This window comes from Mesorhizobium sp. Root102 (assembly GCF_001425625.1).
Taxonomy (GTDB): Bacteria; Pseudomonadota; Alphaproteobacteria; order Rhizobiales; family Rhizobiaceae; genus Mesorhizobium.
On sequence record NZ_LMCP01000012.1, the window covers coordinates 618155 to 632245 of the forward strand.

Below are 14091 nucleotides of genomic sequence, written 5' to 3' on the forward strand. Positions count from 1 at the left end.
TCAGTTTTATTATCGTGCAACCGATTGCAAAATGCAATCAGTATTGCAGAGAAGAGACCGCGCAATGACGGCGATCGAACGCCCCGAAATCATATCCGAAGCCTTTGGCGACCCGGGGAACCCGCCACTGTTGCTAATCATGGGAGCGATGGCCTCCATGCTCTGGTGGCCGCAGGCGCTGTGCCGGAAACTGGCCGATGCCGGCCTGTTCGTGATCCGTTATGACAATCGCGATACCGGCCGGTCGACCAAATATGGACCGGGAGAGCCGCCTTACACATTCGACGACATGGCCGGCGATGCGATGCATGTTCTCGACGAGCACAACGTCGTCAAGGCACATGTCGCCGGCATGTCGATGGGCGGCATGATCGCACAGCTTGTGGCGCTCAAGCACCCATCCCGCGTCGCATCGCTGACCGTCATCAGCAGCTCGCCCGTGGGAACCGACACCTCGCATCTGCCGCAAACCAGCGATGCTTATATCAAGCATTCGGCCGAGGGCGCCAAAGTCGACTGGTCGGACCGTGGCCAGGTGGTCGATTTCATCGTCAGGGATGCGCGGGCGATCGCCAGCATCGCGCACCCATTCGACGAAACCCGGATGCGGGCTTTCATCGAGCAGGATTACGACCGCTCCGGCGGCTTGCTGAGCGCGACCAACCATTTCATGCTCAAGGGCGGCGACGCGTGGAAGGGCCGCCTGCATGAGATGGCGGCGCCGCTGCTGGTCATCCATGGTACGGCGGATCCGATCTTTCCGATCGAGCATGGCGAGGCGCAGGCCGAGGCGGCCACTGGCGCGAGAATTGTCCGCATCGAAGGCGGCGGCCATGAGCTGCATCCCGACGATTGGACCGAGATATCCGCAGCAATCGTCGCGCATGTCCAAGCCGGTTGAGGCAGCATAGGCTGGCTTTGACGAATAAGGCCAACCGCAATAGGCATGCCGCACGGAGCGGCCACCGACAATCCACGAAACAAACGAGCGAAAAATGTCCCTGACGCTTCATTTCCACCCGCTGGCCTCCTTCTGTTGGAAGCCGCTGATCGCGCTCTATGAAAACGGCATCCCGTTCACGCCTCATATCGTCGATCTCGGCAATGCCGAGTCGCGCGAGGTCTTCCTGAAGATTTCGCCGATCGGCAAGATGCCGGCGCTGCGCGACGATGCGCGCGACCGCACGGTGCTGGAATCGACCATCGTCGTCGAATATCTGGCCGCGCATTATCCGGGGCCGGTCGACCTCGTTCCCGCCGACATTGACATGGCGCTGGCAGTTCGCCAGGCCGACCGCTTCTATGATTTCTATGTGCAGGAGCCGATGCAGAAGATCGTCGGCGACCGGTTGCGGCCACAGGACAAGACCGATCCGTTCGGCGTCGAGCAGGCGCGCGCCCAGCTGCGCGGCTCCTATGCCATCATCGAGCAGGACATGGGCTCGAAGACCTGGGCGATGGGCGACAGCTTCACCTTGGCCGATTGCGCGGCGTCCCCCGCGCTGTTCTATGCCAACAAGGTCGAGCCGTTCGGCGACAAATATCCGGCCGTGAAGCGCTATCACGATCGCCTGCTGCAGCGGCCTTCCTTCGCCCGCGTGATCGAGGAGGCGGAGCCCTACTTCAAGTTCTTCCCTTACAACAACGGCTGATCGGGGTCAGGCTTCCCAGAACTGATCGAGCCAGATGTTGAGTTTGAGGAAGCCGGTGTTGCTCACCGTATAGACGCGCCTTGTTCCTTCCGGCTTGGCGTGGACCAGCCCGGCGTCGAGCAGGACTTTAAGATGTTGCGAAACGGCCGGGCGCGATACGGGCAAACCTGCGGCCAACTCGTTGACGGTTTTCGGGCCGCGGCGAAGTTCTTCCAGAAGATGGCGCCGGTTGGGATCGGCAATTGCCATGAAGGCGTCGGAAAACATCATGTCTGTATTAGTGAGGCAAAGCCTTTCGAATCTCAACCGTCTGCTTCTGCTTTTCTTCTGGGATCAAGCCGCAATGCTTCGGGAGTGACCGAGCGGTCGGCCGGCTGCGTCTTGAAGGCGTCACGGTCGCCGATCGGCACCGGCGCGCGGCGGCTGATGCGCAGCAGCGTGTAGCCGGCCAGACAAAGATGCGCGAAGGCGGTCGCCAGGAACAGGCCTTCCGGGCGCATCCAGCCCATCAGGGCTGCGGCCAGCAAGGGTCCGATCATCGTGCCGAAGCCGTAGAGCAGCAACAGGCCGCCCGACACCTTGACGAAATCCTCCGAGCGCGCGTGGTCGTTGGCATGCGCTACGGCGATCGAATAGAGCGTGTAGGCGAAGGCGCCATAGGCTGCGGTGAAGACGATGATGAAGACGCCGGAGCGTGGCTCGAACAGGAAGATCAAGAGCGCGAACAGAGCCGCGCCGAAAGCTGCCCCCGCCAGCACGAAACGCCGGTCGGTCTTGTCGGACAGGCGCCCGGCCGGAAGCTGCATGGCGGCGCCGGCAACAACCACAAGGCTCATCATCAGGGCGATCTCTGCCGTGGAAATGCCGATGCGAGCACCGTAGACCGCGCCAAGCGTGCCCCAGGCGCCGTTGGCGATGCCGATCAACACGCAAGCGACCGCCGACACCGGCGAGTTGGCATAAAGGCCTTTGACGTCGAGCGTGACGTCCTGCAACGGCTTGGGGTGGGAGGCACTCGAAACCGCGGTCGGAATGAGCGACAGGCAAAACAGGATACCGGTGATCATGAACAGCGAGGCCGACTTCACGTCGCCGCCGGCGACGATCATCTGCCCGCCCATGATCGAGGCATAGGTGACCATCATGTAGAGGCCAAAGACGGTGCCGCGGTTCTCGTTGCTGGCCTTCTCGTTCAGCCAGCTTTCGATGACCATGAAGGCGCCGGCCATGGTGAAGCCGGTGAAGGCGCGCAGCAGGATCCAGACATATTCGTCGATGATCAGCCCGGTGAGCAGCGCCACGATGGCACCGGATGCGGCAAAGGCGCCGAAGGCGCGCACATGGCCGGCGCGGCGCACGATGCGCGGCGCGAAGAAGCAGCCGGTGACGAAGCCGCCGGCCCAGGCCGTGCCCATCAGGCCGAGCGATGCGGTCGAGAAGCCTTCCAACTGGCCGCGCAGGGGCAAGAGCAGCCCGTGCAATCCGGACGCCGCGAGCAGGAAGGCGGTGCCGCGAAGCAGCGAGAGGATCGGTCGGTAGGTTGCGAACATTGTTTGATCCGGCTCGTGTTTGACAGGGGCGCTGGGTCTGAAGACAGTCGCATTCGGGCTTTTCGGCGGCGGGCTCTTTGCGCCCGCGCACCTATCCGCGACGGAACAGTGCTTCGGCCGCCGATTTGGTGCTGTCCTTGGCCTTGAGCTCGGCCTCCAGCCTGGCGATCTCGTCGCGCAGGATGCCGATGCGTTCCGACAGCTCGCCAACGGAAAGCAAGGACAGATCCTGCCCGATCTCGTGCGGGCGTGCCTTCTTCTTGGGTTCGTCGTCGAAGATCGCCATCGTCGCTCCTCCTCCGCCAAGACCAGATTGGCCATTTGCCTGATTTGGCAATCAGCATACATAGGGCAGGGGCGTCGATGCAAACAGCCGGTCGGATAACGGCGAGAAAAGACGGGAAATCTCATGGCGAGCGGACAGAAAATTCCGGCAAGAATGACGGCCATCGCGATCTCGGAGCCGGGTGGCCCACGGGTGCTGAAACCGGAAACGCGCGACGTGCCGCTGCCCGGTCCCGGCGAGATACTGATCAAGGTGCATGCCGCCGGCGTCAACCGGCCCGATATCCAGCAGCGCAAGGGCGCCTATCCGCCGCCGCCCGGCGCGTCGGACCTGCCGGGCCTCGAGGCGTCGGGCGAAGTGGCGGCCGTTGGCGACGACATATCGCGCTGGCGCATCGGCGACCGCGTTTGCGCGCTGACGCCCGGCGGCGGCTACGCCGAATACGTCAAGGTTCATGCCGGCAGTGTGCTGCCGCTGCCGGCCGGCTTTACCCACACGGAAGCTGCGGCCGTGCCGGAAAACTATTTTACCGTCTGGCACAATGTGTTCGAGCGCGGCGGCCTGAAGCGTGGCGAGACGCTGCTCGTCCATGGCGGCTCGTCCGGCATCGGCACGACGGCGATCCAGCTTGCCTCGGCTTTCGGCGCCTATGTCATCACCACCGCCGGAAGCAAGGAGAAATGCGATGCCTGCCTGAAGCTCGGCGCCGACCGCGCCATCAATTATCGCGAGGCGGATTTCGTCGCGGCGGTGAAGGAGGCAACGGGTGGCAAGGGCGCCAATGTCATCCTCGACATGGTCGGCGGTGACTATGTGGCGCGCAATTACGAGGCCGCGGCGGTTGAGGGCCGTATCGTCCAGATTGCCGTGCAGGCCGGTTCTGTCGCAAGCGCGGACTTTTCGAAGATCATGGTGAAGCGGCTTACCCACACCGGTTCGACTCTGAGGCCGCGAACCGTCGAGTTCAAGGCGGCGATAGCTGCGGCGCTGGAAGCGCAGGTGTGGCCGCTGCTCGGCACCCGCAAAGTGGCACCGGTGATGGACATGATCTTCCCGCTCAGCGAAGCCTGGCGGGCGCATGAGCGCATGGAAGACGGCGAGCATATCGGCAAGATCGTGCTCGACGTCGGCTGACAGCGGCATTGCCTCGCTCGGCCTGCAGGCCGAGCGAGCGAGGTCCGTACCGGCGGCTGCCTACAAGATGAACAGAAGCTTAATGCTGCAATGCAGCATTTGCATTATTGCTATGCAAAATCAGCCATTCAAGTCCTCATCGATGACGCCTATTTGAGCACCATCGAAACGAACATCATTCTGGAGGACTGCCATGAACCCGATCCGCGCTTACCGTAACTGGCGTATGTACACCGAGACCGTCCGCGAACTGAACCGTCTCAACGCACGTCAGCTCAGCGATCTCGGCATCAACCGCGCCGACATCGAAAAGATCGCCCGCAGGGCCATCTGAAGTCAGGTCTGGTCCGCTCCGGCGGACCAGACCGTGGAAGCCAGAGCCGCATCAGACGACTTTCGTCGCGGTTCCGAGCCCGCTGGACCCAGTCCGGCGGGTTTTGTCGTTTTAGGGCCGGGATGATCGACGACCGTCTCAACCGATGCCAGTCATCGAGCAGGATTGACCTCAGTTTTCGGCATGGCATCTTGCCTCGGCGCTCTCACATGGGCGAATCCTGTTGGATGCGGTGGCAGGCTCCAACATCACCGTCGAGACCGGGCGCCATTGTCTCGAACGGATTATTGCCAAGACCGGAACCCGCCAGCAAAGCCAGCTTGTCGTTCTGCTCAAGAGCGCGGAACCGTTTCGGTAAGGCCCCACGGCTTCCGGCGATTGCTTCCAAAAGCGTTGCGAAACGGCAAGAGAGCGGTTATACAGACCGCGAATTTCCCATTTTTTGGTGGCCTAAACCACCGCCCGCGCGGGAACGCGGGCGAACGAGAAGGATTTTTAAATGGCCAATACGCTGCTGATGCCCAAGGCGACCGCCGTCTGGCTGGTCGACAATACCGCGCTTTCTTTCGAGCAGATTGCGCAATTCTGCGGGCTGCATCCGCTCGAGGTCAAGGCGATCGCCGACGGCGAATCGGCGCAAGGCATCAAGGGCATGGACCCGATCATGACCGGCCAGCTTACCCGCGACGAGATCGCGCGCGCCGAGAAGGATTCGAACCAGCGCCTGAAGCTTTCGGACCCCAAGGTGCGGGTGCCTGAATCCAAGCGCAAGGGGCCGCGCTACACTCCGCTGTCGAAGCGTCAGGACCGGCCGAATGCCATTCTCTGGCTGGTGCGCAACCATCCCGAACTCAAGGATGCGCAGATCTCGCGCCTCGTCGGCACCACCAAGTCGACGATCGAGCAGATCCGCGAACGCAAGCACTGGAACTCGGCCAATTTGCAGCCGATGGACCCGGTGACGTTGGGCCTTTCCTCGCAGATCGACCTCGACATGGAAGTCAACCGCGCCTCGCGCGGTCGCGAACAGGCGCAGCCGGTCGGTGACACGCTGCTGCCGGCGGCCCTGACCGAGCGGTTGGTGCCTGCTCCCGAGAAGCCGAAGGACGAGGATGCCGAACTCGATGCCAACGCCGTGTTCGCCAAGCTCTCGGCCTTGAAGTCGAAGAACACGGACAACGACGACGACGAGTGAGATTGTCCGACATTCCAATAAAAAAGCCCGCTTCGAGCGGGTTTTTTTATGGGGTGCGTCAGGTATCAGGTCCGCGCGGCGCGATCCGGCGCCATGCCATAATCTTCGCTGCGCTCCACCGCCCGGTAGAAGTCGGCAAGCTGCTTGCCACGCTCCGGTTTGAAGATACGGCCTGCGATGACCACGGAGGCGATGCGATCGATGCGGAACGCGCGAAAATCATCGCGCATCTCGCACCAGGCGACCAGCGTCCACACCTTGCCCCAGAACCACAGGCCAAGCGGACGGATATCGCGGGCGGTGCCGCGCCCGGCCTCGTCGGAGTAGTCGATGGTCAGCACCTGACGCTTTTCGACAGCGCGCTCGATCAGGTCGATCGCCTCGCGCGCGGCGTCGCTGACCACCCACATCGGCGTGTGTATCTCGGTGCGCGCGATGCGGTCTTTTTCGGTATCGGGCAGGACGGCGCCGATCTTGACCAGCGCCTCGTCGGCGGCACGCGCCATGGCGGCACCGCCAAAGGCGCGCACCATGCGCGCGCCGGCTACCAGCGCGACGATCTCGTCACGCGTGAACATCAGCGGCGGAAGGTCGAAACCCTCCCTCATCATGTAGCCAACACCAGCCTCGCCGTCGATCGGCACCCCGGTCGACTGCAGGTCGGCAATGTCGCGGTAGATGGTTCGCTCGGAAACCTCGAGCCATGTGCCGAGCTTCTGGGCGGTGACCAAACGGCCACCGCGCAGATGCTGCACGATCTGGAAGAGCCTGTCGGCGCGGCGCATCATATGGTCCCTCGGCGTTGTCTCTATGCATGTCGCCCAAAACCGGTGTCCACCTTTGGGCGGTGCGCATCGTGTTTTTTGCGCATGCCGTTATCCCAAAACCGCAGAACGCTTTTGGGTGGCATACATCATGGTTTCAGCCCTTCGCGCTTGCGCTGCGCGGCGACGAACTCCGCGCCGAAGGACAGTTTCTTCGTCGTCGGCGTTTTCGCATCGAGCACGCGCCAAAACGGTGCCACGTCGCTCAATGTCATGCCGCGCTCCAAATCCTCTTTGGCGGCTTCGGCAACGGTGCGCAGATGGTAGCCTGTTGTGACCGGGCATGTCACTTCGGCGCCGTGCTCGATGGCAAGCGCGGTGCGCAGCGCACGCACGTCCATCTCGACGCCTTCGGGAATCGAGCGGATGAAATCATCGACCTGACGCGCTGTCGGCACCAGCATCGGCTGACCCTCGATGACATCGGCCACAGTGCGCGGCGTCGGCTTCACGCCGTTGATGCCTGGTGTGTTCAATCGGTCGTTCCAACTCTTCATCGATCGTCCTTTCGACCGCCGATGCGTAGTGTCCGAGGCTCGCACCATTGCATGCCCCTCCTGACAGCGTACTGTCAGGAAGCTTCAGCATATTCCTTGGCGAACAGTGTCCGCATCTGCGCGAGATCATTGCCTCTTTCGGGATAAAGCGTCTTCAGAAAAGCAAGCGCGAAGGTGCCTGGTCCCGAACCGGGCGCGGAAACAATCTTGCCGTCAGCCACGGCATGCGGCACATCCTGATAATTGCTGTCGCCGGCATAACCGGCTTCATGACCATTGATCCAGTCACGGCCATTGCTGGTGTGTCTGGCTTTCTCGAACAGGCCGACGCGGGCCAGCGCCAGCGTTCCGGCGCAGATACCGCCGACCACGCCGCCGCGCGACGCGACGGCATTGAGCAGGCCGGCGACATCCGGCGGCGCCTTGCCGACCCACTCGTCGGAGCCGATGACGGCGATGGCGTCGAGATCGTTGTTCTCATCCGCCTCGGCCGAACGGTCAGGCGTCAGCCGGAAACCACTGATCCCGGTCACCGGCTTGCCGTCAGGCGCCAGCGATACGGCGCGGGCGCCGAACCATTCGACCGCCGAGGCCGCCAGCAGCCCATATTCCCAGTCGGCAAAGCCTTCGATGAAAAGAAAGCCGATTGTCTTCTGTTCGGGCATAAGCTCGCTCCATCCCTCGCGCGCCGGAGTTCTTATCTGGGCGTTGGGGCGCCCACATCCAACCGCTGTGTCGAAAGATTCGTCTCAATTGCCATGGAAGCGACGTTCCGCATACATGTCCGGCCAGCCGACATCCTTGCGAATGTCCGCCGGCAGCGAGTTCATGAACCGCTGGGTGCGGATCTCATTGCGCATCGTGCGGATCTTGCCGACATAGTGCTGCACGCCGCGCAGAATGATGGAACCGTTCATAGCTAGTCTCCTCTCTCTGATGGAGACACTATCGCACACCCCTCCTGACAGCAGTCTGTCAGGAGGATGGCGGGACGGCGACGATAATTCCGACCGGTGCATTTGCCAGGAAGGGAACCTTGCTTTCGCGACATCAAACCGTGATTGTCACAGGCTTGCTCATGCCGACTGTTCACCGCAACGACCCGGGTCAGGCGCCGCTGTTCAGCTTCCGGCGACGGACTGTCGGAATACGCGGCCTTCAGCGACGTGGCCGCAGTTCTGATATGGAAGGAGAAAATTCTTCCCCAAAACCAGGGAGACGACCATGAGCCTGCAACTGACAGGAATCCACCATCTGACCGCCATCACTGCCAACGCGCCTGGCAATCTTCATTTCTATACGAGGGTGCTGGGCCTGCGGCTGGTCAAGAAGACAGTGAACCAGGACGATACCTCGGCCTACCACCTGTTCTATGCCGATGGCGAAGCCACACCGGGCACCGACCTTACTTTCTTCGACTGGCCGGTTGGCCGCGAGCGGCGTGGTACGCACAGCATCGTGCGGACCAGCCTCAGGGTCGGCAGCAAGGAGAGCCTTGCCTGGTGGAAGCAGCACCTGACCGACGAAAACATCGTGACGGGAGAGATCGCCGACATCGGCGGCTATCCCTGCCTGGATTTCGAAGACCCCGAGGGCCAGCGTCTGCGCCTGGTCAGCGATGGCGGTAAAGGCGGCAGCCATCCCTGGGCGCAAAGCCCGGTGCCGGCCGAGCACCAGATCCGCGGGCTTGGGCCGATCGTCATCAGCGTTCCCGACATCACCAACACCGAGGCGGTGGTGACCAAGGTGATGAACATGCGCAAGGCCCGCGACCATGCCTCGCCGGATGGCCAGGTCCACGTCTTCGAAATGGGCGAGGGCGGGCCGGCGGCGGAATTGCATGTCCTGGTGCAGCCGGGACTGGCGCCGGCACACCAAGGTGCGGGTGCGGTTCACCATGTCGCCTTCAGAGCGCCGGACCAGGAGACGCTGCATCAATGGACGGCGCGGCTGGCCGAGTTCAGGCTGCCGTCGAGCGGCGAGGTCGAACGCTATTACTTCCGCTCGCTCTATTTCCGCGAGCCGAATGGCATTTTGTTCGAGATCGCCACCGACGGGCCGGGGTTCACAGCCGACGAGCCGCTGGAAACGCTGGGTGAAAGCCTGGCCTTGCCTCCGTTCCTCGAACCGAAGCGCGCTTCGATCGAGGCCGGACTCAAGCCGCTGAAGTAGATCGCGCGCCGGTCAAAGGCGGGTGCCGTTCCGGTTCGGGATCGCGGCGCCCATTCTCTCTCAGGCAGCGAACTCTCTCAGGCAACGAAGGACGTGCTTTGACAGCAGGCCACGTTGCTGGTCAAAGGCGGCATGTCGAAACTTCTCGCGCTCGTCATTGTTGGCATCATGGTCATCCAGCTGATCAAGCCGCTCGGCTGGCCGGGGCTGAAACGGCGCAGCGACTTCTGGAAGCTGGCGCTGCTGGCGATGGCGGCGATTTCGATAACAGCCGTGCTTGGGCATTGGACATAGACCAGGACCTGGCAAGCTGGCCCGTGCCGGCCATTTAGCTGGCGAGCACCAGGTCGACGAGATGTTCCGCCCAGGCTCGATAACCCGCTTCCGAGGCATGAAAGCCGTCGGAGGCGAAGCCGACCTCGGGATTGGTGATCGGCAGGCGCGGCGCCGGCACCGCGCCGCGCTCCAGGCAAAGGCGTTCTCCCATCCGGTTCATTTCGGTGGCGCGGATTTCAAGGATTTTTCCGAGCAGCGGCGGCATGGCCGGCGCCCGCGTGAACTCCAGCACCGGCGACCACACCACGCGCGCTTCCGGCCATTTGGCGCGTAGGCCGTAGAGCAGCCCGCCGAACTCCTTCTTGAAGCGCGGCACCGAGTGAAAATTCTTGGTGTCGTTGGTGCCGATGGCCAGCACGATATGCGTCCATGGATCGGCCGACAGATTGGGCAGGACATGGTCGCGGATCTGGCCCGAGGTCGCCGAATTGAAGCCGGCGGCCCGCCAGCGCACGGCGCGGCCGGTATTCTGCGCAATCAGCACGGCGAGCTGCGCGGCAAGCCCATCTTCCGAATTGCCGATGCCGACCGAAGCGGCGGAGGAATCACCCAGCACCAGAAGCGAGATCGCCGGCGCCTTGCCTGATATTTCGTGCATGACCGGCCCCTGCGCCGGCAGCATGCGCGTGGTGCGGCGTCGCACGCCGAGGCCCTGCCAGATATAGACCGGGAAGGCGAGCCAGGTGAGGAGGGCGAGAAGGCGCTGCATGCGCACCCTTTAGCGCATGTTGCGCCCGACGTGAACGATCGGTTGTCGTGCTGCCTTCTTGTTTTGACGCAATTCCCAAGGGAAAGCGCTATGCGCTTTTCCCGGGAAAACCGCTTCACACTTTTCCTGGAATTGCTCTAGTCGCAACAAGTCTCCTGTGCTCCAGATCTGTCGCCGTATTCATCGTGCAGGCGCACCCAGTCCATCAGGCCGTGATAGGGGCCGGTTTCGTTGCGGCCCTTCGGCGTCATGTCGAGATAGTCATACGTGCCGATCAGTGCCTCGCCGCCACGGGCGCGGGACATGAAGGTGAGGAAGAGGTCGCCGGTCTCGTCCCTGTAGAAAACACTGCTGCCGGGAAGCTCCTTCGACGTCCGGGGACGGGTCTCGAAATTGTACGTGGTGTCACCAGCGGCGATCTGCCTGTCGGTGAAGGAGACCTGCATGTCGAAGTTGAAATCCGAGGCATAGGACGACACCCAGTCGAACTTCCAGCCCATGCGCTGCTTGTAGGGCAGAAGTTCCGCCAGCGGCGCACGCGAAACCACGATCAGCGACACGTCGTGATGCCGCAGATGCTGATTGGCGCCGTCGATATGGTCGGCAAGGAATGAGCAGCCCTCGCAATGATTGACGCAGCCCGGCCCGAACATGAAGTGATAGACGATCAACTGGCTGTTGTCGGCGAACAGGTCGGTCAGTTTCTTTGGCCCGTGCTCGGTCTCGAAGACATAGTCCTTCCTGATCTTCAGCCAGGGCAGTTCACGCCGTTCAGCAGCGATCCGCTCGCGAAGCCGCGTCAGTTCCTTCTCACGGGCCAGATGCGCCTTGTGCGCCTGGAACCAGTCCTCACGCGAAACAATCTTGTTGCGATGCATGAACCTCTCCCTGAATGTCATCCCAAGGACGTTTGGGATGAGCCCAACCCGACATTGCTGCCGGATTTTGCCGAAGGGGAATAAGGACGCGGACACTCCGTCCCAAGCCCGGCACGTCACAAACAAAAAACCCGGGCGCATCGGCCCGGGTTCGAAGGAGGAAGAAAGAACAGTGATCAGGCGGCCTGTTCCAGGCTCGCCTTCCATTTTCCAAGCGCCGCCAGATGGTTCATATGGGCGCGATGGGTGAAGGCGGCCTGGCCGGCGGCGACGTTCGAGGCCTTGCCGCTCCAGGCTTTCTGCGGCGCGGCCTGCAGCGCGCGGCCGTAGGAGAAGGTCAGCTTCCACGGGTGCGGCCCGATGGCGTTGATGGCGTTGAGGTTGGCTGTCGCTTCCTCGTCCTCCTGACCGCCGGAGAGGAAGGCGATGCCCGGCACCGCTGCCGGCACGGTTTCGCGGAACAGTTTTATGGTCTTTTCCGCGACCTCTTCCGGGCTGCTCACCTTGCCCGATTTCCTGCCGGCCAGCACCATGTTGGGCTTCAGGATGGTGCCCTCCAGCACGACGCGCGCCGCATGGAGCTCGTCATAGAGCTTGATCAGCGTTGCCTTCGAGATATCGTAGCAGGTGTCGATGTCGTGGGCGCCGTCCATCAGCACTTCCGGCTCGACGATAGGCACGATGCCGGCCTCCTGGCAAAGGGCGGCATAGCGGGCAAGTGCATGGGCGTTCGAGGCGATCGAATTGGCCGAGGGCACGCCCTTGGCCTGGTCGATGTCGATCACCGCGCGCCATTTGGCGAAGCGGGCGCCAAGCTTGTAATAGTCGGCAAGGCGCTCGCGCAGGCCGTCGAGGCCCTCGGTGATGGTGTCACCGGGAAAGCCGGCCAGCGGCTTGGCGCCGGCATCGACCTTGATGCCGGGGATGGCGCCCGCCGCCTTGATGATGTCGACCAGCGGCGTGCCGTCGGCGGCCTTCTGGCGGATCGTCTCGTCGTAGAGGATGACGCCGGAAATGAAGCGGGTCATCGCTTCCCTGGCGCGAAACATCATCTCGCGGTAGTCGCGGCGGCTGTCGGCTGTCGATTCAACGCCAATGACGTCGAAGCGCTTCTTGATGGTGCCGGAACTTTCGTCAGCGGCCAGCAGGCCCTTGCCATCGGCGACGATCGCGGCGGCAATGTCTTCGAGACGTTCGCTCATTCTGCTTCTCCTGAAGGGGTTCGTTCCGCGCTTAACGGAAGTCTACCGCCAAAGGAATGGCATCGGAAAGCTCGAATCGATTGAAACTTCCCAGCGCCCTTTTGGCACCACCAATCCCGTCAAGTTACCTCTTCAACACATCGACGCCGGGCAGCGGCTTGCCTTCCATCCATTCCAGGAAAGCGCCGCCGGCGGTCGAGACATAGGTGAAGTCATCGGCAACTCCGGCATGGTTGAGTGCCGCCACCGTATCGCCGCCACCGGCGACCGAGACCAGCTTGCCGGCCTTGGTGCGCGCCGCCGCGTGCTTGGCCGCTGCCACCGTCGCATGGTCGAAGGGCGCGATCTCGAAGGCGCCGAGCGGGCCGTTCCAAACCAGCGTCGCGGCGCGGTCGATCCATTCGCCGATGGTCGTCACGGTTTTGGCGCCGACATCGAGGATCATGCCGTCGGCCGGAACATCCGAGATGGCGACGGTCTCGCAGGCCGCGCCCGCCTTGAACTCCCTCGCGACGACGCCGTCGACCGGCAGGATGATGGCGCAGCCGGCTTCGGCCGCCTCGATCATGATCTGCTTGGCGGTCGTGGCGAGATCATGCTCGCACAGCGATTTGCCGACATCGGTGCCGCGCGCGGCAAGGAAGGTGTTGGCCATGCCGCCGCCGATGACGAGTGCATCGACCTTCTTCACCAGGTTCATCAGCAGGTCGATCTTGGTCGAGACCTTGGCGCCGCCGACAATGGCGACGACCGGACGGACCGGTTTTCCCAGACCCTTCTCGAGCGCTTCGAGTTCGGCCTGCATGGTGCGGCCGGCAAAAGCCGGCAACAGATGCGCCAGCCCCTCGGTCGAAGAATGGGCGCGGTGCGCGGCGGAAAAGGCGTCGTTGACGAAGATGTCGCCATTGGCGGCGAGCTTTTCGGTGAAGACCGGATCGTTCTTCTCCTCGGCCTTGTAGAAACGGGTGTTTTCGAGAAGCACTACGTCGCCCTTGTTCATGGCGGCGATGGCGCTTCCCGCTATGTCGCCGACGCAATCGCTGGCGAAGCCGACGGGGCGGCCGAGCACCTCCGCCGTCGCCCTGGCGATCGGCTCCAGCGAGAATTCGGCCGACGGGCCATCCTTGGGTCGGCCGAAATGGGCAAGCAGGATGACCTTGGCGCCCTTGCCCGACAGTTCGGCGATGGTCGGCGCGATGCGTTCGATGCGGGTGGCGTCGGTGACCTTGCCGTCCGCAACGGGCACGTTGAGGTCGACGCGTACCAGCACGCGCTTGCCGCTGATGTTGCCGATATCGTCGAGGGTCTTGAAGGCGGCCATG

At 62.9% G+C, this 14091-nt stretch carries 17 protein-coding genes and 1 pseudogene; 7 read left to right on the forward strand and 11 right to left on the reverse strand.

Annotation, left to right across the window (positions count from 1 at the left end):
* The first annotated feature begins 64 nt into the window (after window positions 1-64).
* Both ASD12_RS14190 and ASD12_RS14195 read left to right on the forward strand, forming a co-directional pair.
* Entirely contained in the window at window positions 65-901 is an 837-nt protein-coding gene (locus ASD12_RS14190) for an alpha/beta hydrolase (RefSeq protein WP_056586685.1), read from the forward strand.
* A 94-nt stretch (window positions 902-995) separates the two neighbouring features.
* A complete protein-coding gene (locus ASD12_RS14195) occupies window positions 996-1652 on the forward strand; it encodes a glutathione S-transferase family protein (RefSeq protein ID WP_056586688.1) in 657 nt (218 codons plus the stop codon).
* A gap of 6 nt (window positions 1653-1658) precedes the next feature.
* Here ASD12_RS14195 and ASD12_RS14200 read toward each other — a convergent pair whose 3' ends face one another.
* From ASD12_RS14200 to ASD12_RS14210, 3 genes and pseudogenes are all read right to left on the reverse strand, one after another.
* Complete coding sequence (locus ASD12_RS14200) at window positions 1659-1922, reverse strand: metalloregulator ArsR/SmtB family transcription factor (RefSeq protein ID WP_056586690.1); 264 nt, start codon at window positions 1920-1922, stop codon at window positions 1659-1661.
* 32 nt (window positions 1923-1954) lie between these two features.
* Window positions 1955-3220, reverse strand: a pseudogene (locus tag ASD12_RS14205) (MFS transporter); the annotation flags it as partial.
* A 73-nt stretch (window positions 3221-3293) separates the two neighbouring features.
* Complete coding sequence (locus tag ASD12_RS14210; protein WP_032932003.1) at window positions 3294-3488, reverse strand: DUF1192 domain-containing protein; 195 nt, start codon at window positions 3486-3488, stop codon at window positions 3294-3296.
* A 123-nt stretch (window positions 3489-3611) separates the two neighbouring features.
* Between ASD12_RS14210 and ASD12_RS14215 the strand changes: the two genes are divergently transcribed.
* From ASD12_RS14215 to ASD12_RS14220, 3 genes are all read left to right on the forward strand, one after another.
* The gene (locus ASD12_RS14215; RefSeq protein ID WP_056586698.1) at window positions 3612-4622 is read left to right on the forward strand and encodes an NAD(P)H-quinone oxidoreductase; all 1011 of its coding nucleotides are present in this window, start codon (window positions 3612-3614) and stop codon (window positions 4620-4622) included.
* 193 nt (window positions 4623-4815) lie between these two features.
* The gene (locus ASD12_RS33130; RefSeq protein WP_082525421.1) at window positions 4816-4956 is read left to right on the forward strand and encodes a DUF1127 domain-containing protein; all 141 of its coding nucleotides are present in this window, start codon (window positions 4816-4818) and stop codon (window positions 4954-4956) included.
* A 499-nt stretch (window positions 4957-5455) separates the two neighbouring features.
* Complete coding sequence (locus ASD12_RS14220) at window positions 5456-6151, forward strand: DUF1013 domain-containing protein (RefSeq protein ID WP_056586700.1); 696 nt, start codon at window positions 5456-5458, stop codon at window positions 6149-6151.
* 65 nt (window positions 6152-6216) lie between these two features.
* Here the strand turns inward: ASD12_RS14220 and ASD12_RS14225 are convergent, their stop codons facing one another.
* From ASD12_RS14225 to ASD12_RS34850, 4 genes are all read right to left on the reverse strand, one after another.
* Complete coding sequence (locus ASD12_RS14225; RefSeq protein ID WP_027166621.1) at window positions 6217-6936, reverse strand: YafY family protein; 720 nt, start codon at window positions 6934-6936, stop codon at window positions 6217-6219.
* 128 nt (window positions 6937-7064) lie between these two features.
* Entirely contained in the window at window positions 7065-7472 is a 408-nt protein-coding gene (locus ASD12_RS14230; protein ID WP_056586703.1) for a hypothetical protein, read from the reverse strand.
* Window positions 7473-7546: 74 nt separating this feature from the next.
* Window positions 7547-8137 carry a DJ-1/PfpI family protein gene (locus ASD12_RS14235; RefSeq protein ID WP_056586707.1) on the reverse strand — a complete coding sequence of 197 codons (591 nt, stop codon included), beginning with the start codon at window positions 8135-8137 and terminating at the stop codon, window positions 7547-7549.
* A gap of 84 nt (window positions 8138-8221) precedes the next feature.
* Window positions 8222-8389: a hypothetical protein gene (locus ASD12_RS34850; RefSeq protein ID WP_082525422.1), complete on the reverse strand. Its 168-nt coding sequence runs from the start codon at window positions 8387-8389 to the stop codon at window positions 8222-8224.
* A 307-nt stretch (window positions 8390-8696) separates the two neighbouring features.
* Here ASD12_RS34850 and ASD12_RS14240 point away from each other — a divergent pair, with 307 nt between their 5' ends.
* Together ASD12_RS14240 and ASD12_RS34855 are read left to right on the forward strand one after the other, a co-directional pair.
* Window positions 8697-9644 carry a ring-cleaving dioxygenase gene (locus tag ASD12_RS14240; protein ID WP_056586710.1) on the forward strand — a complete coding sequence of 316 codons (948 nt, stop codon included), beginning with the start codon at window positions 8697-8699 and terminating at the stop codon, window positions 9642-9644.
* A 132-nt stretch (window positions 9645-9776) separates the two neighbouring features.
* Window positions 9777-9938 (forward strand): hypothetical protein, encoded by a 162-nt coding sequence (locus ASD12_RS34855; protein ID WP_082525434.1) that lies wholly within the window; start codon window positions 9777-9779, stop codon window positions 9936-9938.
* A 34-nt stretch (window positions 9939-9972) separates the two neighbouring features.
* Here the strand turns inward: ASD12_RS34855 and ASD12_RS14250 are convergent, their stop codons facing one another.
* The 4 genes from ASD12_RS14250 to ASD12_RS14265 form a co-directional block, all read right to left on the reverse strand.
* On the reverse strand, window positions 9973-10689 hold the full coding sequence (locus ASD12_RS14250; protein WP_056586715.1) for an SGNH/GDSL hydrolase family protein: 717 nt from the start codon (window positions 10687-10689) through the stop codon (window positions 9973-9975).
* Between the two features lie 137 nt (window positions 10690-10826).
* Window positions 10827-11567, reverse strand: a complete 741-nt coding sequence (locus ASD12_RS14255; protein ID WP_056586718.1) for a thioredoxin family protein — start codon at window positions 11565-11567, stop codon at window positions 10827-10829.
* Window positions 11568-11743: 176 nt separating this feature from the next.
* On the reverse strand, window positions 11744-12769 hold the full coding sequence (locus ASD12_RS14260; protein WP_056586720.1) for a class I fructose-bisphosphate aldolase: 1026 nt from the start codon (window positions 12767-12769) through the stop codon (window positions 11744-11746).
* Window positions 12770-12893: 124 nt separating this feature from the next.
* Window positions 12894-14090, reverse strand: a complete 1197-nt coding sequence (locus tag ASD12_RS14265; RefSeq protein WP_056586910.1) for a phosphoglycerate kinase — start codon at window positions 14088-14090, stop codon at window positions 12894-12896.
* Window position 14091: the final 1 nt, after the last annotated feature.